Genomic DNA, 21679 nt, shown 5'->3' on the forward strand with positions numbered 1-21679 from the left:
CTCGGGCGGCCCGTCACCTCCGGAAAAGGCCGGTTCCCGGTACCTCGCGAGGTACCGGGAACCGAACGGATGCCAGGCAGACGTCAGGCCGCGTGCACGACGTCCTTCTCCTCGGCGAAGTGGCACGCCGACTCGTGGGCCGCGGGGGAGTCCGCGTCCTTGAAGCGCTCGGGGATCGCCAGCAGCGGCACCTCCTCGGCGCACCTGTCCGTGGCCTTCCAGCACCGGGTGCGGAAGCTGCAGCCCGAGGGCGGGTTGGCCGGGGAGGGCACGTCGCCGGTCAGGATGATCCGCTCGCGGTGCTCACGGGCCTCCGGGTCCGGCACGGGGACCGCCGACAGCAGCGCCTGGGTGTAGGGGTGCGTCGGGTGGTCGTAGATCTGCTCGTCGTCGCCGATCTCGACGATCTTGCCGAGGTACATCACGCCCACGCGGTCCGAGATGTGCCGGACGATCGACAGGTCGTGCGCGATGAACATGTAGGAGAGGTTGAACTCGTCCTGCAGTCGCTCCATCAGGTTGATGACCTGCGCCTGGACCGACACGTCCAGGGCGGAGACCGGCTCGTCGCAGATGATGACCTCGGGGTTCAGGGCCAGGCCGCGGGCGATGCCGATGCGCTGACGCTGACCGCCCGAGAACTGGTGCGGGTAGCGGTTGATGTACTCCGGGTTGAGACCCACGACGTCGAGGAGCTCCTGCACCCTGCGGCGCCGGTCGCCCTTGGGGGCCACCTCGGGGTGGATGTCGAAGGGCTCGCCGATGATGTCGCCCACCGTCATACGCGGGTTGAGCGACGTGTACGGGTCCTGGAAGATCATCTGGATGTTGCGGCGGACCGCCTTGAGGGCCTTGCCGGACAGCTTGGTGATGTCCTGGCCCTTGTAGAAGATCTCACCGGCGGTCGCCCGCTCCAGGTTCATCACGAGCTTGGCCACCGTCGACTTGCCGCATCCGGACTCGCCGACGATGCCCAGGGTCTCGCCCTGGTAGAGGTCGAAGGAGACGCCGTCGACGGCCTTCACCGCGCCGATCTGGCGCTTGATGACGATGCCCTGTGTCAGCGGGAAGTGCTTGACCAGGTTGCGCACCTGCAGGATCGGCTCGCCCCGGTGGACCGGCGCGTCGAGGGCGGCGACCGCCTCCTCCTCGGAGTGCACGTCGGCGACGTCCACGGTGGAGACGTTCGGTGTCGCGTCCTGCGGCTCGCCGGTCTTGGTCGGCTCAGCCATGGATCGTCTCCTTCCAGAAGTGGCACGCGCTGGCGCGGCCGGGCAGTTCCGTTCCGTCCGGCTCGGTCACCGGGACCAGTGGCGGACGCTCCGTGCGGCAGATGTCCTGCGCCTTCTCGCACCGCGGGTTGAAGGCGCAACCGCCCGGCACCTTCAGCAGGTTGGGCGGCAGGCCCTTGATCGCGTAGAGGTCCTGGCCCTTCTGGTCCAGGCGCGGGATCGAATCGAGCAGCCCCCGGGTGTAGGGGTGGGCCGGGCGCTTGTACAGCTCGTGCACCGGCGCCGTCTCCACGATGCGGCCCGCGTACATCACCGCGATCTTGTCGGCGACGTCCGCCACGACACCGAGGTCGTGGGTGATGAGGATGAGGCCCATCTGGTACTCGCGCTGCAGCTCCGCGAGCAGGTCCATCACCTGGGCCTGGACGGTCACGTCGAGGGCCGTGGTCGGCTCGTCGGCGATGATCAGGTCCGGTTCCAGGGCGAGCGCCATGGCGATCATGATGCGCTGGCGCATACCGCCCGAGAACTGGTGCGGGTAGTCGTTCACGCGCGCCGCGGCCGCCGGGATCTTCACCCGGTCCATCAGCTCGATCGCCTTGGCCTTGGCCTCCTTGCGGGACAGCCCCTGGTGGACGCGGAACATCTCACCGAGCTGGAAACCCACGCTGAGCACGGGGTTGAGCGATGAGAGCGCGTCCTGGAAGATCATCGCGATCCGCGCCCCGCGCAGCTTGCGCCGCTCCTCGGCGGACATCTTCAGCATGTCCTCGCCGTAGAAGCGGATCTCGCCCTGCGGGATGCGGGCCGGCGGCATGTCGAGGATGCCCATGATCGCCTGCGCGGTCACGGACTTGCCGGAGCCGGACTCGCCGAGCACGGCGAGCGTCTCCCCGGAGTTCACCGAGTAGTTGACGCCGTTGACGGCCCGGACCACGCCCTCGCGGGTCTGGAACTCGACGTGCAGGTCACGCACTTCGAGCAGCGGGCCGGTCTTCTGGGCGTCGCCGGGTCGCGGTGCCGGGACGGCGTCCGTCGGTTGGATGGTGGTCACGTACGCCTCCCTCAGCGCATCTTCGGGTCGAAGGCGTCGCGGACGACGTCGCCGAGCATGATGAACGCCAGCACGGTGATGCTCAGGGCGCCGGCCGGGAACAGCAGCGCGTGCGGCGAGGTCAGGAACCGGTCCTGGGCGTCACTGATCATCAGACCCCACGAGATGTTGGGGTACTGGATGCCGATGCCCAGGTAGGACAGGGCGGCCTCGGCGGCGATGTAGACACCGAGGTTCATGGTGGTGATGACGATCACGGGGGCGAGCGTGTTCGGCAGGATGTGCCGGAACGCGATCCGACCCGAGCCCGCGCCGAGCGCACGGGCGGCCATCACGTAGTCGTTGTACTTGTTCGAGATGACCTCGCCACGCATGATCCGGAAGACCTGCGGCCAGCCGAGGATCGCCATGATGAACGACACCGTCCACACGTCGCCGCCGCCCCAGATCGACATGATCAGCAGACCGCCGACGATGAGCGGCAGGGCCGAGAAGACCTCGGTGATCCGGGACAGCACCGCGTCGATCCAGCCGCCGACCAGACCGGCCAGCATGCCCAGCAGGCCGCCGAGCAGGGTGGTGGCGACGGTGGTCACCACACCGACGACGATCGAGTTCCGGGTGCCGTACACGGTCCGCGTGTAGATGTCGCAGCCCTGCACGTCGAAGCCGAACCAGTGCCCGGACGACGGCCCGTTCATGGAGTTCTGCAGCTGGCAGAAACCGTCGGAGAACGGGGAGCGTGCCGTGAACAGGCTGGGCACGATCGCCAGCGCGAGCAGGCAGACGATGATGAAGGCGGTCCCGATGAACATGGGCCGCTTGCGCAGGTCCGCCCAGCCGTCCTTGAGCAGGCTGGCCTGACGGGCCGCCGCCTTCTCCTCGGCCTCGATCTCCTTGGCGAGCGAGGCCTCGTCGGTGGTGGGCCTCTCTATCGTCTTCTCACTCATAGCGGATCCTCGGGTCGAGCACGGCGTACATCAGGTCTACGAGGAGGTTGGCGGCCAGGTAGATCAGCACCAGCAGGGTCACCAGCCCGACGACGATCGGCCGCTCGCGCAGATAGACGGACTGGGCCAGCTGGCCACCGATACCGGGCATGTTGAACACCCGCTCGGTGATGATGGCGCCGCCCATCAGGGCGCCGAGGTCGAAGCCCAGGAAGGTGACGACCGGGATCAGGGAGTTGCGCATCGCGTGCAGGCCGATGACCCGGCGCCGCGGCAGGCCCTTGGCGATCGCGGTGCGGACGTAGTCCGCCCGGAGCGACTCCGTCAGGCTCGTCCGTACCAGTCGCGCGATATAGGCCATCGAGGTCGAGGCGAGCACGATGGCCGGGAGGATGTAGCTCTGCGGCCAGCCCTTGTCGATGCCGGCGACCGGCGTGGCCTTGAGGTTCACGCCGAGCTCCAGCTGAAGGACGCTGCCCAGCACGAAGACCGGGATGGAGATCAGCAGGAGGGTGGCGACCAGCACCACGTTGTCGAGGAACTTGCCCTTCTTCAGCGCCGACATGATGCCCGCCAGGATGCCGATGACGGCCTCGATGGCGAAGGCTGTCAGGCCCAGCTTGAGCGTGACCGGGAACCGCTCGGCGACGATGTCCGAGATGGCACGGCCGTTGTAGGTCTCACCGAGGTCACCGGTGAAGACGCCACTGATGTAGTGCCAGTACTGCTGGTACAGCGGCTCGTTCAGGTGGTAGTGCGCGCGGATGATCGCCGCGATGTTGGGGTCGGCGCGCTTGTCGCCGGCCAGTGCCTGGATCGGGTCGCCGGGCAGCGCGAAGACCAGGCAGAAGATGATGAACGTGACGCCTATCACCACAGGGATCACCTGCAGGAGGCGGCGCACGACGTATCGGCCCATGGGTGCTCCAGAGGGGGGTGCTCGATCCGCCCGTGGCCGGGGCGGCGGCACTGTCGGACGGGAGACGGCAGAAGGGGTGAGCAGGGGAAGGCTTCGAGCCCCTCCCCCTGCTCACCCTCTGGCCGCGTGTCGGACCTGCTCAGATACGGCTCAGCCGAGCTTGACCGTGTCCCAGAGGACCTGGTGGCCGGCGACCGTCATCGACTTGATGTTCTCGCTGAAGCCTGCGTTCAGGGTGTAGAAGTACACCGGGATGTACGGCAGGTCCTTCAGGAGGACGTCATCGGCCTGCTGGTAGATCTTGACGGCGTCCTCGTGCGTCGGGGCCTGGTCGCCCTTGACGAGGAGCTTCTCGAACTCCTCGTTGACGTAACCGGAGTAGTTGGAGCCGTTGGCGATGGCGTCCTTCGAGAAGACCGGACGGAGGTAGTCCTCCATGTCCGGGTAGTCCATGCTCCAGGCCATGCGGAACGCGCCCTGGTACTTCTTCGCGTCCAGGTCGTTGAGGATGGCCTGGAACTGCTCGAACGGCTTGGCCGTCACCTTGATGCCCAGGTTCTGCTGGAGCTGGTTGGCGACCGCCTCGACCCACTCCTTGTGGCCGCCGTCGGCGTTGTAGCCGATCTCCAGCGTGTTGCCGGGCAGCCCGCCGGCCTGCTTGTAGAGCTCCTTGGCCTTGCTCGGGTTGTAGGTGCAGGCCTCACCGCAGGCGCCCTTGCGGTAGCCGTCGATGATGGGGCTGATGTAGTCGTCCGCGGGCGTACGGGCACCGACGAAGACCTTCTCGGCGATCGTCTTCCGGTCGATCGCCATGGAGATGGACTTGCGCAGGTCCGCGTTCTGGAACGCCTTGTTGTACTTGATCGGGAAGCCGATGTAGCCGACGGCCGAGTCGGCCTCGTCGATCGTGCGGCCCGGCAGGTCCTTCTTGTAGGTCGGCAGACCCGAGGTCGGGACGTTGATGTCGATGTCGAGGTTGCCCGCGACCAGGTCCTTGTAGGCCGTGTCCAGGTTCGAGTAGATCTTGAAGTCGACACCCTTGACCTCGATCTTCGAGGCGTCCGGGTACTTGTCGTACTTGACGGTGTCGATTTCCTGGTTGTGCTTGACCTTCCCCTTGATCATGAAGGGGCCGTTGCCGATCGGGGCCTCGCCGAAGCCCTTCGGGTCCTTGAAGAACGCCTTGGGCACCGGGACGAACGCGGTGAAGGACAGCTGCGACGGGAACGCCGAGAACGGACCGTCCAGGGTGACCTGGAGGGTGTTGTCGTCGATGGCCTTCAGACCCGACATCTTGTCGGTCTTGGGCTTCTTGCCCTCGCCCGGGTTCAGGTCCTTGTAGCCCTGGATGTGGCTGAACAGCGGGTTGGTCTGCTGGGCGTTGGTCTGGTTGGCGCCGTAGTTCCAGGCGTCGATGAAGGACTGGGCGGTGACCTTCTCGCCGTTGTGGAAGGTGTAGCCCGGCTTCAGCTTGATCGTCCAGACCTTGTTGTCCTTGGTCTCGATCGACTGCGCCATGGCGTTGACGACCTTGTTGTTGCCGTCGAGCTTGGTCAGACCCGTGAAGAGAGCGTTGATGACCTGGCCGCCCTCGGTCTCGTACGTGTTGGTGGGGACCAGGCTGTTCTGCGGCTCACCGATCTCCATCGACACGATGCCGTTGCTCTTGCCGCCGCCAGAGCCGCTGTCCCCGCCACCACCACAGGCCGTCGCACCCAGCGCCACAACCGCGGCTATCGCAACCCACTTGGCGCTCTTGGCACCACGCATGGGGCTCCTCCTCATGAGTCCATTGGTTCACCGCATGGAGGGGCACAAGACGCATCACCGTCACCGGTGCCTGAAATGGTCAGGTGCCCCCGCGCTCGTGAGTCGGCGCCACCAGCGGCGTGACCCTTTGATCCGAGCTCTACGCGCCTAACTATCTGCCATCGACCAGGGACGAACCACACCCCTAAGGTCTCGGTTCCATCACACCTGGCCCGTACATCTTCCAAAATCCGGACAAACGGTTTGCCGAAAGATCCCTGCGAAACGGACTTGTTACACATCTACCGGGGTCGGGTGTCCGCATTCCGGACACTCGGGGGAAAAAATCCGGTTGCGGTTACGGTGAAGGTGTGCGGGGGCGCCACTGGCGTATCCGCACACCGATGCACAGCGTGCTCGAGCCGTCCTCTTCGGGTGAACGGCCGCCCCCGCAAAGCCCGTTCGCCGGCGATCCGCCTGGCATGGCCGGAATGCACCTCGGCAGCAGGGTAGTGCGCACAGGTCGGGCTGTGCGGCCCCCTGGAGAAGTGAAGGGTTTTCCCTATCCCGCCGTTTACGCGGCAGGGCCGGGCACCCCGTCTCGCGGAGCGCCCGACCCTGTCGTACGTGGCCTGGAATCAGCTGTGCTTGGCGCGGCTCGCGGCGCGGGCCCGCTCGCGCTGGTCCAGGACGACCTTGCGGATGCGGACCGCCTCCGGCGTCACCTCGACGCACTCGTCGTCGCGGCAGAACTCCAGGGACTGCTCGAGCGACAGCTTGCGCGGCGGCACGATCGACTCGGCGATGTCGGCCGTGGCGGACCGGATGTTGGTGAGCTTCTTCTCCTTGGTGATGTTGACGTCCATGTCGTCGGAGCGGGAGTTCTCGCCGACGATCATGCCCTCGTACACCTCGGTGCCCGGCTCCACGAACAGCGTGCCGCGCTCCTGGAGGTTGGTCATCGCGAACGCGGTGACGCTGCCGGAGCGGTCGGCCACCAGCGAGCCGTTGTTACGGGTCTGGAGCGGCCCGGCCCAGGGCTCGAAGCCCTCGTGGATGGAGTGGCCGATGCCCGTGCCGCGGGTGCTGGTCAGGAACTCGGTGCGGAAGCCGATCAGACCGCGGGAGGGGACCACGAACTCCATGCGGACCCAGCCCGAGCCGTGGTTGGACATGTTGTCCATACGGCCCTTGCGGACGCCCATGAGCTGCGTGACCGCGCCCATGTGCTCCTCGGGCACGTCGATCGTCATGCGCTCGAACGGCTCGTGGACCTTGCCGTCGATCTCCTTGGTGACGACCTGCGGCTTGCCCACGGTCAGCTCGTAGCCCTCACGGCGCATCTGCTCGACCAGGATGGCCAGCGCCAGCTCACCGCGGCCCTGGACCTCCCAGGCGTCCGGGCGGTCGGTGTCCAGCACCCGGAGGCTGACGTTACCGACCAGCTCGCGGTCGAGACGGTCCTTGACCTGGCGGGCGGTGACCTTGCGGTCCTTGACCGTGGCCTTGGCGTTGGCGCCCTTGCCGGTGCCGCCCTTGCCGACCAGCGGCGAGGTGTTCGTGCCGATGACCATGGAGATCGCGGGCTCGTCGACCGTGATCAGCGGCAGCGCGACCGGGTTCTCCGGGTCCGCCAGGGTCTCGCCGATCATGATGTCGGGGATGCCGGCGACGGCGCAGATGTCACCCGGGCCGGCCTTCTCGGCGGGCTTGCGGGTGAGGGCCTCGGTCATCATCAGCTCGCTGATGCGGACGTTGCTGATCGTGCCGTCGCGCTTGATCCAGGCGACGGTCTGGCCCTTGCGCAGCTCGCCCTGCTCGACGCGGAGCAGCGCGATACGGCCGAGGAAGTTGTCGGCGTCCAGGTTGGTGACGTGCGCCTGGAGCGGGGCCTCCTCGTCGTAGGTCGGGGCCGGGATGTGCTCCAGGATCGTGGAGAAGAACGGCTCCAGGCTGGTGGAGTCCGCCGGGACCGTGCCGTTCTCCGGCTTGGTCAGCGAGGCGATGCCGTCACGGCCGCAGGCGTAGACGATCGGGAACTCGATCTGCTCCTCGTCCGCGTCCAGGTCGAGGAAGAGGTCGTAGGTCTCGTTGACGACCTCGTCGATACGGGCGTCGGGGCGGTCCGTCTTGTTGATGCACAGGATGACGGGCAGCCGGGCCTGGAGCGCCTTGCGCAGCACGAAACGGGTCTGCGGCAGCGGGCCCTCGGAGGCGTCGACGAGCAGCACGACGCCGTCGACCATCGACAGACCGCGCTCGACCTCGCCGCCGAAGTCGGCGTGGCCGGGGGTGTCGATGATGTTGATCGTGATCGGATCCCCGCCGTCCTTCGGGTGGTACTTCACCGCCGTGTTCTTGGCGAGGATCGTGATGCCCTTCTCACGCTCCAGGTCGTTGGAGTCCATGACCCGGTCGTCGACCTGCTCGAGCTGGTGGGCGGCGAAGGCGCCGGCCTGCTTCAGCATGCCGTCGACGATGGTCGTCTTGCCGTGGTCGACGTGGGCGACGATGGCGACGTTGCGGATGTCGTGACGCGTTGCAGTCACAGCCATATTGCGGCGTACTCCCGGAGTGGTGAGGACGGCTGCGCGTACGTCCTCGGTACGCGCGCCCTGCCGGGCTGAACGTGCCACGGCCTCACCCCATGGTACGGGGGCGCCGCCGCTGAGGGGGGCCGGGTTACGTTGGTGCAGCTCAGGTCTGGTTCCGGGGCACCCGGTGCTGGGGCTGGGCGGGGGTTGGGTGCGCTTCCCGGCGCTGGCAGGTGCCGCTGCGCCCACCCGTGCCGCCCCAGCGGCACGACTGCCCGCAGCTAGGAAGCCCGCGGGGACGGTTTGGCGCCCTTCTTCAGGTAGCCCATGTCCTCGTAGACCGGGGTCTCGAAGCCGAACGAGCCCGCGTTCGCCAGGTTGGTGCGGGTGGCTGTGAGCTGGGGGCGCTGGTACAGCGGGATCGAGGCCGCCGTGGCCCAGATGCGGGCGTCGGCCTTGCGGACCAGGTCCCGTTCCTCGTCCTCGTCCAGCGTGGCGATCGCCTGGTCGAAGAGCTGGTCCACCTGGTCGGTGCCTACCCGCGTGTAGTTCTGTTCGACGCTCAGCGAGCCGTCCGCCGCCGGTACCGGCTTGGCGAAGATCGGCCTGGCGTCGGTCGCGGGGAAGGCGGTCACGGGCCAGGAGTACAGCGCCAGGTCGTAGTCCCCGGACGCGACGTGGTCCTTGAAGTAGCTGTCGTCGGGGACCTCGGTGATCTCCGTGCGGATCCCGATCTTCTGAAGCATGCGGGCGATGCGGTCGCCGACGGTCCGCAGGGTCTTCGCCCCCGGTCCGGAGGGCAGTACGAACCGCAGCTGCAGCGCCTTGCCGTCCTTGGCGAGCACCCCGGAGGCGGCGCCGCCCGGAGCGGCCGTGCCCTTGGGCGCGTACGCCCCCGGCGCCCCGCCCGGACGCCGGCCCTGCTCCTGCTGGATCTCGCCGTCGAGGTGCCTGCCCGCCTGCTCGTCGGCGGGCTTGTTCGCGTGGTCGCGGGGGTCGTGCTGGGCGGGCGGCTTGTTGTCCTGGGGCCCGGCGGCGCTCTTCTTCTTTTTCGGCTCTTCCTTGACCGTGCCGCCGGGCACCCAGCCCGCCTCGGTCAGCAGCGCCGTGGCCTGGGCGGTGTCCTGTTTGCCGAGGGAGCCGCTGTTGTCCTGGTAGGCGTCCTGCCCCGCGAGCGCGAGGTGGCTGCCGACCGGAACGGCGGGCAACCCGAGCGGCTTGAGGACCAGCCCGGCCAGCTCGGTGCGGTCCAGGGCACGGGCGATCGCCCGGCGCACCCGCTCATCGGTGAGGGGGCCCCGGGAGCCGTTGAGGGCCAGCTGGGTGTAGGCGGGTTCCAGGGACTTGCGGATCACGAAGCCGCGCAGGGCCTGCTGCTGTTCGGGGCCGGGTGCGCCCGTGGCGCCGCTGGGGGTCGCGGAGGGGCCCTGGAGGGGTTTGCTGCCCTTGTCGCGGGCGGCGAGGGTGATGCGCTCGGCGTCCTCCGGGTTCACCTCCGCCATGTCGACCCTGCCGTCGGCGAGCGCGGCGGCCCGCTGGTCGAGCGGCACGGCCACGAGCACGATCTGGGAGAGCTTGGCGGGCCGTCCCCACCAGCGCGGATTGCGGGCGAGGGTGACCTCCCCGCCCTTGCGGTCCACCTTGGCGAGGGAGAAGGGCCCGGCGGTGACCTTCAGGCCGCCTCTGGCCGCGTCGTTGAAGCTGTCCGGGGTGCCCGTGACGTCCTTCGGGTACAGCGGTGAGAACAGTGACCGCCAGTCGGCGTACGGCTTGGCGAAGGTGACCTTGACCTCGAGGTTGTTCGCGCCGCGCTCCACCTTCTCGATGCGGTCGTAGCCGGCGTTGCGGGCGGTCCAGTAGGCGTTGTCCTTGCCGGCGAGGGCGCGCCACTGGGCGGCGAAGTCGTCGGCGCCGATCTCCCGGCCGTCGCTCCAGACGGCCTGCTGGTTGAGGCGGTAGACGACGACCTGCTTGGGCTCGGTCGACACCACCTTGGCGGATTCCAGGAAGTCCGGATCGGGCTGTGGGCGGCCCTGCGCGTCCATCCGGAACAGCGAGGGCAGGACGGCGCCCGCGATCCGGGTGGTCGCGGCGTCGGCGTCCGCCTGGAAGGTGTTCAGGGTCTCGGGCACGGAGTCGACGGCCCAGCGCAGGGTGCCTCCGTCGGAGACGAGGGCGCGGGCGGCGGGAGCGACGTCCTGGGCGGCGACCGGCTTGCTCTTCTGCTCGTCGTCGGCGCTGCAGGCGGCGAGCGCCGAGGCCGCGAGGGCTCCCGCGGTGAGGAACGCGACCGAGCGCAGCACCGCGCGCGGTCCGACGCCGTCGTGGGACATCACGTCTACCTCCGAGGGGCCGCTCCGCGGATGAGCGGGGTTAGGGCGTTATGATCCGGTTTGGGAGTATTGGGGGTATTTGGAGTTGATCAGATGTATGCGCCCACTGAAGAGGAAGAGGTCCGGCGGGATGCGGCGACACGACGACGCGGCGGGGCAAGCTCACCCATGTGGCGCAGCCGGCCGCCTGTCCGGACCCCAGCTGCATTCGCCCCGGAGTGGCGGGAAATTCGAAAACACACCCGCACACACCCCCGTGCGTCGGCCAATCGCTGCATGTCCCTTCCCTACGATCGGTGTGACGCGCAACACTCGCAGGCGCATGAGCGTTGCCGGCCCGGTCCGAGAGACCCGTGGAAGCGAGGTCACGTCATGTCCGTGCACGAGGAACTGACATCGGTCCAGCGCTGCCTCGACGACCTGTGCCGGTCGGTGGGGCGGCTGGAGCGGCAGATGGGCAGCGGCGGGCTCGACATCCGCCGTGTCCGCACCGACGCCGACCACCTGCGCGAGAGCGTGGCGCTGCTGCGCGAGGCGGCCAGCGCGGCAGGCGTCTTGCGGCGACCCGATCTCGTCGCCATCCCCGACACCCCGTACGACACCACCCTGTGGACGGACTCGGACGACGAGGGTCTCGGCGCCCGCGACCGGCACGCCCCCTGACGAAGAAGGTGCGTCCCAAGTTGGCCACTGGCACCGAATCCCCCGACACCCACGCCCCCGCGCCCGGCGGTGAGCGGACCGGCAGGCGCGCCGCGATCCCCGGGCGCCACCTGCGCACCGACCGCTGGTGGCTGGCCCCGGCCGGCACCGCCGCGGGGCTGCTGGCCTTCGTCGTGTACTCGACCTGGCGCGCCTTCGCCGACGCGCACTACTACGCCGCGCCGTACGTCTCGCCGTTCTACTCGCCGTGCCTGGCGGAGCGGTGCCGCACGATGCACGCGGGGCCGAACGCGGACCTCTTCGGCAGCTGGTGGGCGATCTCCCCGGCAATCATCATCCTGATCTTCCCGCTGGGCTTCCGCCTGACCTGCTACTACTACCGCAAGGCCTACTACCGCGGCTTCTGGGCGTCGCCCCCGGCCTGCGCGGTGGCGGAGCCGCACAAGAAGTACACCGGCGAGACCCGCTTCCCGCTGGTCCTGCAGAACGTCCACCGGTACTTCTTCTACGCGGCGCTCCTGGTGGCGGGCGTCCTCACCTACGACACCGTGCTCGCCTTCCGCGACCAGCACTACCGCTGGGGCCACATGGGGCTCGGCACCCTGGTCTTCCTGGTGAACATCGCGCTGATCTGGGCGTACACGCTCTCCTGCCACTCCTGCCGGCACATCGTCGGCGGAAAGCTCAAGCACTTCTCCAAGCACCCGGTCCGCTACAGGGCCTGGGTGTTCATCAGCCGGCTCAACGCCCGGCACATGCTGCTGGCGTGGGCGTCCCTGGTCAGCGTCGCCCTCGCCGACTTCTACGTGTACCTGGTGGCGTCCGGCGCCTTCGCCGATCCGCGCTTCTTCTGACGACAGTGAGGCCTTGTGATGTCCGTGGTCGACCGGCAGGAGTGGGACGTGGTCGTGGTCGGGGCCGGCGGCGCCGGGCTGCGCGCCGCCATCGAGGCCCGCGAGCGCGGCGCCCGCACGGCCGTGATCTGCAAGTCACTGTTCGGCAAGGCGCACACGGTGATGGCGGAGGGCGGCATCGCGGCGGCGATGGGCAACGCCAACCCGCACGACAACTGGCAGGTGCACTTCCGCGACACCATGCGCGGCGGGAAGTTCCTCAACCAGTGGCGGATGGCCGAGTTGCACGCGCGTGAGGCACCCGACCGGGTCTGGGAGCTGGAGACCTGGGGTGCCCTCTTCGACCGTACGCAGGACGGGAAGATCTCCCAGCGCAACTTCGGCGGCCACGAGTACCCGCGCCTGGCGCACGTCGGCGACCGCACGGGGCTCGAGCTGATCCGCACGCTCCAGCAGAAGGTGGTCGCCCTCCAGCAGGAGGACAAGGACGAGACCGGCGACTACGAGTCCCGGCTGAAGGTGTTCCAGGAGTGCACGGTCACCCGGGTCCTGAAGTCCGTGCCTGACAGCGGCTCCGCCGCGGGGGACCGCGTCTGCGGGGTCTTCGGCTACGCACGTGAGTCCGGCCGCTTCTTCGTCCTGGAGGCACCCGCCGTCGTGATCGCGACGGGCGGCATCGGCAAGTCCTTCAAGGTGACGTCGAACTCGTGGGAGTACACCGGCGACGGGCACGCGCTGGCACTGCTCGCCGGGGCGCCGCTGCTGAACATGGAGTTCGTGCAGTTCCACCCCACGGGCATGGTCTGGCCGCCGTCGGTGAAGGGCATCCTCGTCACCGAGTCGGTGCGCGGCGACGGCGGGGTGCTCATGAACGCGGACGGCAAGCGGTTCATGTTCGACTACATCCCCGACGTGTTCAAGGAGAAGTACGCGGAGACGGAGGCGGAGGCCGACCGCTGGTACGACGACCCGGACCACAACCGCCGCCCGCCCGAGCTGCTGCCCCGGGACGAGGTGGCGCGCGCCATCAACGCAGAGGTGAAGGCGGGCCGGGGTTCCCCGCACGGCGGTGTCTTCCTGGACGTGTCGACGCGCATGCCCGCCGAGGTGATCCGGCGCCGGCTGCCGTCGATGTACCACCAGTTCAAGGAGCTGGCGGACGTCGACATCACCGCCGAGGCGATGGAGGTCGGGCCGACCTGCCACTACGTGATGGGCGGCGTGGCGGTCGACTCCGACACGGCGGCGGCCCGCGGGGTCACGGGCCTGTACGCGGCCGGGGAGGTGGCCGGCGGGATGCACGGCTCCAACCGGCTGGGCGGCAACTCGCTCTCCGACCTGCTGGTGTTCGGGCGCCGGGCCGGCCTGCACGCGGCGCAGTACGCCATGGGACTGGCCGAGCGGCCCCGTGTGGACGACGTACAGGTCGACACGGCGGCGGCCGAGGCGCTGCGCCCGTTCTCGGCGGAGGGTCCGGCGCCCGGCGAGGACATCGGGGAGGAGGGCCGCCCGCCGGAGAACCCCTATGCGCTGCACCAGGAACTCCAGCAGACCATGAACGACCTGGTCGGCATCATCCGCCGCGAGTCCGAGATGCAGCAGGCGCTGAAGAAGCTGGCGGAGCTGCGGGTGCGGGCGCGCCGGGCGGGCGTCGAGGGGCACCGGCAGTACAACCCGGGCTGGCATCTGGCGCTGGACCTGCGGAACATGCTGCTGGTCAGTGAGTGCGTGGCGCGGGCCGCGCTGGAACGCACGGAGTCGCGCGGCGGCCACACCCGCGAGGACTTCCCGTCGATGGACCGCGCGTGGCGGCGGGTCAACCTGCTGTGCCGGCTCACCGACCCGACGGGGGGCCTGGCGGCGACGGACCCGGTCCGGGGCCAGATCGCGCTCACCCGGGAGACCACCGAACCCATCCGCCCCGACCTGCTCGCCCTCTTCGAGAAGGAGGAGCTGGTGAAGTACCTCGCCGAAGAGGAGCTGTACGAATGAGCAGCTACGAAGCCCGCTTCAAGGTGTGGCGGGGCGATGGGAGCGGTGGCGGCCTGGAGGACTTCAAGGTCGAGGTCAACGACGGCGAGGTGGTGCTGGACATCATCCACCGTCTGCAGGCCACCCAGGCCCCGGATCTCGCGGTGCGCTGGAACTGCAAGGCCGGCAAGTGCGGTTCGTGCTCGGCGGAGATCAACGGGCGGCCGCGGCTGATGTGCATGACCCGGATGTCGGTGTTCGAACGGGAGGAGACGATCACCGTCACTCCCCTGCGCGCCTTCCCGGTGATCCGCGACCTGGTGACGGACGTCGGCTTCAACTACGTCAAGGCGCGCGAGGTCCCGGCCTTCGTCCCGCCCGCGGGGCTCGGCCCGGGCGAGTACCGCATGATGCAGGAGGACGTGGACCGCTCTCAGGAGTTCCGCAAGTGCATCGAGTGCTTCCTGTGCCAGAACACCTGCCACGTGGTGCGCGACCACGAGGAGAACAAGCAGGCGTTCGCGGGCCCGCGCTACCTCATGCGGGTCGCGGAACTGGACATGCACCCGCTGGACGCGGCGGCCGAGCGGGGTGTGGACCGCAAGCGCACGGCCCAGGACGAACACGGCCTCGGCTACTGCAACATCACCAAGTGCTGCACGGAGGTCTGCCCAGAGGGCATCAAAATCACGGACAACGCCCTGATCCCGCTGAAGGAACGGGCGGTCGACCGCAAGTACGACCCGCTGGTGTGGCTGGGCTCGAAGATCAGGAGGCGTTCTTCGTAGCGGCGGCGGCCCGGGGACGGGCGGGGCGCCGGGCCGACATCTTTATCGCCGTGCCGGCGAAATACACCGCCGAGCCCGTGGCCGTTCATCGTCGTACGAACTCCAGTGCGCGCTCCAGGTTGTGTTCCACGATGCCCCGCATCGGCCCCGGTTCCGGGTAGTCGCCGTCGAGGAGCCTGAGGGGGCCCGCCACCAGGAAGAGGTGCAGGGCGAGGCGGTACAGGCGCAGCCGGTCCTCGTCGAGGTCGTCGGTGCGCAGGGCCTCGTAGTGGCGGCCGAAGCGGAGCTGGAGGAAGGCGTGCTCCCACTCGGCGTCGAAGTACATCAGCCCCTCGATGTCGATCAGTGCCGGGCGGCCGTCCGCGTCCAGCAGGAGGTGGTCCGGGCCCAGTTCGCCGTGCACGAGGGTGTGGCGGTCGCGGGGCCGCACGGCCGCGAAGAGTTCGGCGAGGCGGCGGACGAGCCGGTCGCGCACGGCCGCGATTCGGGGCTCGCGGGCCGCGGCCTCCTCGGTGTCCGGCAGTGCGCGGTCCCGTACGACGGCTTCGCACGAGGTGCCGTGCGCGGATCCGCCGTCGTCGACGAGGGCGACCTTGCCGAAGCAGGGGGCGGTGTGGGCGCGCATCGCGGTCAGGGTGGCGGCGAGGTCCTTCAGCGGGCCGGTCGCCGCGTGCGGGTCGCGGCGCAGCAGCTCCTCCAGGGTGCCGCCGGGGAGGTCCTCGACGATCGCGGCGTCGGCCGGCAGGTGCGTGTGGGTGGGGTCGGCGAACAGCAGGCGCGGTGTGGGGATGCCGAGGGCCGTGAGACGGTCGTGGGCGGCGGTGAACAGGTCGAGTCCCGAGGCGTGCGAGAAGGGGTCGCGGAGGTCGGCGGGCGGAGCGTCCCAGTAGTCCTCGCCGGGTGACCAGACGTAGGCGACAGCGGTGGAGCCGTCGTCGAGGGCGAGCCGGTAGACGCCCTTCTTCGAGCCGCCGCGCAGCCGGGTGACGGTGTCCAGACGGCGGGTGGGGCCCAGGGCCCCGCGGACCAAGGGCGCGAGCTCGTCGCGGGTGAGGGGTGTCCGTGCGGGCTTCATGCGGACCCGCGGCCGACGCGCCGGCCCAGGAACTGCAGCACTCCGCCGCAGATCATCAGGGGCAGGCCGACGGAGAAGAGGATGTCGAGGACGGTGAGGTCGCGCACGGTGGAGGCGTATCGGCACAGGCCCATACCCCCGGCGAAGAAGAGCGCTCCGGAGCCCCACAGATGCGGCCGCAGCACCTCCCCCCGCGCCCACGGCGCGACCCGGCCGGTCGTGAGGACGAGGACGCCCGCGACGGCGTAGAGCACCACGACCACATACACGGCGATCAGTGAGGTGATGTGCAGCATCCGGCCCCCCGGTTCGTTGGCCTGATCATGGCACCAACCGCTGCGAAGGACCAGATCCGCCCCCCGTACACCACGCGCCGCACCCCGGTCGCGGCGCCGCGTATTCAGCCATACGCTCCGAAATGTGACGCCGCCCCACCGTCGACGCCGGCCACGCCCGGCCGCCGTGTTCCGAGCCGTGCGGAGGGTGCCAGTCGTGTTCGCCGTGGTGCTGGTACCGCACCACACCTCCACCGGGGATCTCGTGCTGCCGCTGGTCGCCGCGCTCGCCGCCGTCGCCGTGGCGGCGTACGCGTCGCTGCGGCGCAGGCTGCGCGCGGCGACCCGTACGACGCCCCGTGGGATGCTGCCCACCGTCGTACCGCTGGACGAACTCGACCGGCGGGCCCGGCGGTTGCTCGTCGAGACGGACGACTGTGTGCGCACCAGCCGGGAGGAACTCGGCCGGGCGGCCGAGGCGTTCGGGGACCCGGCGGTACGGGAGTGCGCCGAGGCGGTGGGGTTCGCCGAGGCGGAGCTGGCACAGGCGTTCCGGCTGCGCCGGCGGTACGACGACGGGGAGGGTCAGGCACGGGGGCTGCTGGAGGAGATCATCGAGCGGTGCGAGGCGGCCGGACGGCGGCTGGACGCTCAGGCGCCCGAGTTCGACCGGATCCGCGCGCTGGAGCGGACCGCGGGCGAGGCGCTGGAGCGTGCCGAGGCGCGGCTGCGGGAGGTGACGGCACGGGCCCCGGACGCGGACCGCGCACTCGGCGAGACACGCGCGCGGTACGCCCTGTCGGCCTGTCTGCCGGTGGCCGGACACGACGAACAGGCGAAGGACCGGCTGCTCTTCGCCACGACCGTCCTGGACCGGGCGCGGCAGGCGATGGGGGACGGCGCGACGGACGACGCGGTGGCCCTGCTGCGCGCCGCCGAGGCCGCGACCGACCAGGCGGCGGTCCTCGTGGACGGTGTGGTCCGGCTCGCCGCGGACCTGACGGCGGCGGCGGACCGCCTGCCCACGGCCCTGGCCGACATGGAGGCCGACCTCTCCCAGGCCCGCGGGCTCCTGGGCACGGACACCGCCCGGGCGATCGCCCACGCGGAGTCGGTGGTGGCGCGGGTGCGGGAGGAGCGGAACGGAGAGGGGCCCTACGACCCCGTGGGCGCGCTGCGGCGCATCGAGCAGGTGGCCGCCGGGCTGGACCGGGCCCTGCACCGGGTGGCGCGGGGCCCCGGGGCGCTCAGGCGGCTGGAGCGGGCCGTGCTCGTCGCCCGCAGTACCGTCGGGGCGGCCGCCGACCAGGTGACCACGCACCGCGGCGCCGTCGGCTGGGAGGCGCGGACGCGGCTCGCGGAGGCCGAGCGGCGGCTGCGCGGCGCGGTGAACACCGCTGTGCCGCCCGTCCCCGCCCCGGCCGACGCCCTCGCCGACGCCCGTGAGGCCGACGCACTCGCCCGGGAGGCCCGCCGGCTCGCGGAGCGGGACGTACGGGCGTACGGGACGCCGTACGGCGAGGGTCTGTGGACGGGCGGCGCCGTGCTCGGCGGCATCCTGCTCGATGCGCGGCACCGCCCGGGCTGCCGCGGCGGGCCCGCGAGCTTCGGCGGGCCCGCCACCCGGGGGCGCAGGGACGGCGGTGAGCTGTTCCGTACCGCGCCGGCCGAGAGCCGGCCCCGGCCCGAAGACAAGGACTCGGCGCCTAGAACAGACTCAGCAACGCCTCCGCCGGGTCCGTGACGCCGCCCTCACCGCCGGGCAGCGGGAGTTCGAACCACACCGTCTTGCCGCGCGGCGTACGGCGCGAGCCCCAGGCCGCGGAGAGCATGCCGACCAGTTGCAGCCCACGGCCGCCCTCGTCGGTGTCCCGGGCGCGGCGGCGGCGCGGCTGGACCAGGCCCGAGTCCCACACCTCGCACACCAGCGTGCGGTCCAGCAACAGCCGGAGTCTGATATCGCCCTCGCCGTAGCGCAACGCGTTGGTGACCAGCTCGCTGACGAGGAGTTCGGCGGTGTCGACCAGGGGCTCGAGGTCCCAGCTGAGCAGCTGTGCGCGCGCGTACTCCCGGGCGCGGCCCACGCTGCGCGGCTCGCGGGGCAGCGTCCAGTCGCCGACGGAGTCGGCCGGCAGTCCCTGTACACGTGCCATCAGCAACGCGATGTCGTCCTCGCCGTGATGGGTGTCCAGGGTGTTGAGGACCTGGTCGCAGACATCCTCCAGTGGCTGGGAGGGGTCGGTGAGGGCGCCGACGAACGCCTGCAGGCCCTCGTCCAGCGGGTGGTCGCGGGACTCCACCAGGCCGTCCGTGTAGAGCGCCAGCAGCGCTCCCTCCGGGAGTTCGACCTCGACCTCCTCGAACGGCTCGCCGCCCACGCCGAGCGGCAGCCCGGGCGGCACGTCCAGCATCAGCGCGGGCTCGCCCGGCTCGACGAGCACCGGCGGGAGATGGCCCGCGTTGGCGAAGGTGCAGCGGCGCGTCACCGAGTCGTAGACCGCGTACACGCAGGTCGCGAGGTAGACCTCGGACAGGTCGGCCTCGCGGGGCCGGCGGGCGGCACGGGTGGCCTGCTGGATCCCTCCCGGGGCGCCGAGGCCGCGCGCGATCTCGTCCAGTTGCGCGAGGACTTCGGCCGGTTCGAGATCGAGCTGGGCCAACGTGCGCACGGCGGTGCGCAGTTCGCCCATGGCGACGGCGGCGCGCAGGCCCCGGCCCATGACGTCGCCGACCACCAACGCGGTGCGATGGCCCGGGAGTTCGATGACGTCGAACCAGTCGCCGCCGACCTCGCTCGGCCGTCCGGTGGCCGCGTTGCCCGGCAGATACCGGCAGGCGATGTCCAGCCCGGAGGCCTCCGGGTCGCCCGGCGGCAGCAGGGACCGCTGCAGGATCAGCGCCCGTTCGTGTTCGCGGCGGTACAGGCGCGCGTTGTCGATGCAGACCGCGGCGCGCGCGGCGAGTTCCACGGCGAGCGCGCGGTCGCGTTCCCCGAACGGCTCGCTGCCCTTGGTGCGGGAGAACTGGGCGAGGCCCACCACGGTGTCGTGCGCGACCATCGGGACCGCGAGGGTGGACTGGATCAGGCCGCCGTCCTCGGCGGAGATGTGCCGGGGGCGCGCGGTGCGCAGGGCGTCGGCGAAGGCCGAGTTGAAGGAGAAGTGGTGCACCGCGCCGACCTCGACGGGCGCGGGACCGCCGGCCAGGGGCGCGTCCGAGACGGCGCTGGCGAACGCGACGCGGCGCAGCTCGGCGCTGCCGTCGGGCAGGCCCGGCGGGGTCTCGTCGCCTGCCAGGAGGCCCTGGTAGAGGTCGACGGTGGCGAGGTCGCAGAAACCGGGCACGACGACGTCGAGGAGTTCGCGGGCGGTGGTCTCCAGGTCGAGGGAGTTGCCGATGCGGGCGCCGGCCTCGTTCAGCAGGGCGAGGTTGCGGCGGGCGGCGGCGGCCTCGCGGGCGGCCGCGCGGCGCGCGGTGATGTCGGTTCCGAGCCAGGCGATCCCGATGGGCCGGCCGCTGCCGCTGTGCACCCGGTAGAGGTTGACGGACCAGTGCTTGCGCTCGTCGGAGCCGGGGACGAACCCCGTGATGTGCATGTCCGTGATGGACTGGCCGGTCTCCAGGACGCGCCGGAGCGTGGCGGTGACGCGCTCGGCCTCCGGGGACTCCAGGTAGTGGTGGACGGTGCGCCCGCGGTGGTCGGCGGGCGAGCCGCCGAACGTGGAGGCGAACCGCTCGTTGGCGCGGCGCACCCGCAGGTCGGAGTCGATCAGCAGGAAGCCGAAGGGAGATTGGCCGAATATCGCCTGCGAGGCGGCGAGGTCGGTCTCGATGCTGCGGAGGGTGCGGGCGTCGACGATGATGCACACGGCGCCCTGTTCGCCGTCCTCCGTCGTGGTGGGCATCACATAGACCTCGGCGAGCCCCTCGGTCCGCTCCGCGTCGGGCAGCCGGTAGGGGATGACGCCGGTCCACTCGCGGCCGTCCAGGATCTCGGTCATCTTGCGCTGGCCGCGCTCGCGCAGCTCCGGCGCGACGAACGCCTCGATGGGGTCCATGCCCACGGCCCGCTCGGCGGGGATGCCGAAGAGACGTTCGGCGCGCAGGCTCCACTGGTCGACGAGCCCGTCCGGGCCGAGGGAGAACGAGGCGACCTTGATGTAGTCGTAGATGGAGCCGGGCGGACTGCTCTGCCAGAGGGGGCCGCCCGCCGGGTCACGGGGTTCGACGGCCGCGGCGGCGTCGACCGCGGCCCCGCCCCTCGCGCCGTCCGACGGGTCCTCGGACTCCGTGGCCTTCGCTGGTATCTCGCTCACGCGAACCGTCCCCTCCAGCTCACCGCGTCCGGCACCGGTCACCGGGGGCGGCTGCCCGCAGTATCCAGCACTACGGTGCCGCACAACACGGTGTTCACGATCACAGCACGATCCCGATGGTTTTTGGACCGGCCGGGCCATACTCCCAGTCTTCTAACCAGGTGGCGCCCGCTCGAACCAAAGAACATCGCCCGCGCTCCTGGCTCGATCCGATCGGTCGGTGCGCGCCCCGCCGACCGCGCGGGTGGCGCGCTGCCGTGCACCGGGTGACCGCGGTCAGCACGGAACCACGAGCTCGAACCAGACCGTCTTCCCGATGTCCGCCGGCCGCATCCCCCAGCGGCGCGAGGAGTGGGCGACCAGCTGTAGACCGCGGCCGTCCTCCTCGTCGGAGCGGGCCTTGCGCTCGCGGGGCAGGTCGGGAAGCGGGTCGGAGACCTCGACGAGCAGGGTGGGCACGGGGCCGGCGGCCCGGACCAGGCGGACACCGATGGGGCCGGTGGCGTGCCGCATCGAGTTGGTGACCAGCTCGCTGACCAGCAGCGCGGCTACATCGCCGAGCTCGTCGAGACCCCAGGTGCGCAGCTTGCCCCGGACTACGGCGCGGGCGGTGCGGACCGCACCGGGGTCAGCGGGGAACGTCCACTCGGCGCTTTCGCCTTGGGTGTCGAGCACGCCGATCACTTCCCAGGCCAGGAGCCCACCCATGTCCGGTTTAGTGGGGTTAATGGGCACATACCCGATATCAATGGCGCCTTACCGCGCACTGGGGCGCACTGTGGCACGAACGGCGTATGGGGCGCCAGCCCCTGGAGCAACAGCAGCCCCATCACCACCAGCCGCAGAGAGACCCGGACGCCCCCGCTCCGGGCGCGACTTGTGGCTTTTCCGCAGGTGGGGAACGTGGCATTCCGGCCTGCGCGGCCACACGCGCTCCTCACACGGCGAGCACAGGTTTTACCGAAT

16 protein-coding genes are annotated in these 21679 nt (G+C 70.3%); 5 read left to right on the plus strand and 11 right to left on the minus strand.

The annotated features are described in order from the left end of the window. Positions 1 to 83 precede the first annotated feature (83 nt). The 7 genes from ACFYZE_RS11240 to ACFYZE_RS11270 form a co-directional block, all read right to left on the minus strand. A complete protein-coding gene (locus ACFYZE_RS11240) occupies positions 84 to 1232 on the minus strand; it encodes an ABC transporter ATP-binding protein (protein ID WP_388991123.1) in 1149 nt (382 codons plus the stop codon). After that, complete coding sequence (locus tag ACFYZE_RS11245; protein WP_388991125.1) at positions 1225 to 2286, minus strand: ABC transporter ATP-binding protein; 1062 nt, start codon at positions 2284 to 2286, stop codon at positions 1225 to 1227. Before ACFYZE_RS11245 ends, ACFYZE_RS11240 begins: the two co-directional genes overlap by 8 nt. Before the next feature lie 11 nt (positions 2287 to 2297). Beyond that, the gene (locus ACFYZE_RS11250; protein WP_388991127.1) at positions 2298 to 3236 is read right to left on the minus strand and encodes an ABC transporter permease; all 939 of its coding nucleotides are present in this window, start codon (positions 3234 to 3236) and stop codon (positions 2298 to 2300) included. Then, positions 3229 to 4155: an ABC transporter permease gene (locus ACFYZE_RS11255; protein ID WP_388991129.1), complete on the minus strand. Its 927-nt coding sequence runs from the start codon at positions 4153 to 4155 to the stop codon at positions 3229 to 3231. Before ACFYZE_RS11255 ends, ACFYZE_RS11250 begins: the two co-directional genes overlap by 8 nt. Before the next feature lie 150 nt (positions 4156 to 4305). Further along, a complete protein-coding gene (locus ACFYZE_RS11260; protein WP_388991131.1) occupies positions 4306 to 5925 on the minus strand; it encodes an ABC transporter substrate-binding protein in 1620 nt (539 codons plus the stop codon). Positions 5926 to 6542: 617 nt separating this feature from the next. Then, positions 6543 to 8459, minus strand: coding sequence for a translational GTPase TypA (gene typA, locus ACFYZE_RS11265; protein WP_388991133.1), 1917 nt, complete (start codon positions 8457 to 8459; stop codon positions 6543 to 6545). Positions 8460 to 8719: 260 nt separating this feature from the next. Further along, positions 8720 to 10771 carry an ABC transporter family substrate-binding protein gene (locus ACFYZE_RS11270; protein WP_388991135.1) on the minus strand — a complete coding sequence of 684 codons (2052 nt, stop codon included), beginning with the start codon at positions 10769 to 10771 and terminating at the stop codon, positions 8720 to 8722. A gap of 372 nt (positions 10772 to 11143) precedes the next feature. Between ACFYZE_RS11270 and ACFYZE_RS11275 the strand changes: the two genes are divergently transcribed. The 4 genes from ACFYZE_RS11275 to ACFYZE_RS11290 are packed head-to-tail and all read left to right on the plus strand — an operon-like array spanning position 11144 to position 15047. Further along, positions 11144 to 11434, plus strand: a complete 291-nt coding sequence (locus ACFYZE_RS11275) for a hypothetical protein (RefSeq protein WP_388991137.1) — start codon at positions 11144 to 11146, stop codon at positions 11432 to 11434. Between the two features lie 20 nt (positions 11435 to 11454). After that, positions 11455 to 12288: a hypothetical protein gene (locus ACFYZE_RS11280; protein ID WP_388991139.1), complete on the plus strand. Its 834-nt coding sequence runs from the start codon at positions 11455 to 11457 to the stop codon at positions 12286 to 12288. A gap of 18 nt (positions 12289 to 12306) precedes the next feature. Then, positions 12307 to 14280: a fumarate reductase/succinate dehydrogenase flavoprotein subunit gene (locus ACFYZE_RS11285; protein WP_388991141.1), complete on the plus strand. Its 1974-nt coding sequence runs from the start codon at positions 12307 to 12309 to the stop codon at positions 14278 to 14280. Then, positions 14277 to 15047, plus strand: a complete 771-nt coding sequence (locus tag ACFYZE_RS11290) for a succinate dehydrogenase/fumarate reductase iron-sulfur subunit (RefSeq protein ID WP_388991143.1) — start codon at positions 14277 to 14279, stop codon at positions 15045 to 15047. The genes ACFYZE_RS11285 and ACFYZE_RS11290 overlap by 4 nt, the downstream gene beginning before the upstream one ends. An 85-nt stretch (positions 15048 to 15132) precedes the next feature. Here the strand turns inward: ACFYZE_RS11290 and ACFYZE_RS11295 are convergent, their stop codons facing one another. After that, entirely contained in the window at positions 15133 to 16122 is a 990-nt protein-coding gene (locus ACFYZE_RS11295; RefSeq protein ID WP_388991145.1) for a phosphotransferase family protein, read from the minus strand. After that, positions 16119 to 16418 (minus strand): hypothetical protein, encoded by a 300-nt coding sequence (locus ACFYZE_RS11300; RefSeq protein WP_388991146.1) that lies wholly within the window; start codon positions 16416 to 16418, stop codon positions 16119 to 16121. Before ACFYZE_RS11300 ends, ACFYZE_RS11295 begins: the two co-directional genes overlap by 4 nt. Before the next feature lie 196 nt (positions 16419 to 16614). On the opposite strand from ACFYZE_RS11300, the gene ACFYZE_RS11305 reads away from it, so the two are divergent. Beyond that, complete coding sequence (locus tag ACFYZE_RS11305) at positions 16615 to 18141, plus strand: TPM domain-containing protein (protein WP_388991148.1); 1527 nt, start codon at positions 16615 to 16617, stop codon at positions 18139 to 18141. On the opposite strand, the gene ACFYZE_RS11310 is transcribed toward ACFYZE_RS11305, so the two are convergent. Both ACFYZE_RS11310 and ACFYZE_RS11315 read right to left on the minus strand, forming a co-directional pair. Further along, a complete protein-coding gene (locus ACFYZE_RS11310; protein WP_388991150.1) occupies positions 18104 to 20713 on the minus strand; it encodes a SpoIIE family protein phosphatase in 2610 nt (869 codons plus the stop codon). The two genes, ACFYZE_RS11305 and ACFYZE_RS11310, sit on opposite strands and share 38 nt — an antisense overlap. A 276-nt stretch (positions 20714 to 20989) precedes the next feature. After that, positions 20990 to 21421: an ATP-binding protein gene (locus tag ACFYZE_RS11315; RefSeq protein ID WP_388991152.1), complete on the minus strand. Its 432-nt coding sequence runs from the start codon at positions 21419 to 21421 to the stop codon at positions 20990 to 20992. Between the last annotated feature and the right edge of the window lie 258 nt (positions 21422 to 21679).

The sequence above is a fragment of the Streptomyces sp. NPDC001796 genome, assembly GCF_042892355.1.
Classification (GTDB): Bacteria; Actinomycetota; Actinomycetes; order Streptomycetales; family Streptomycetaceae; genus Streptomyces.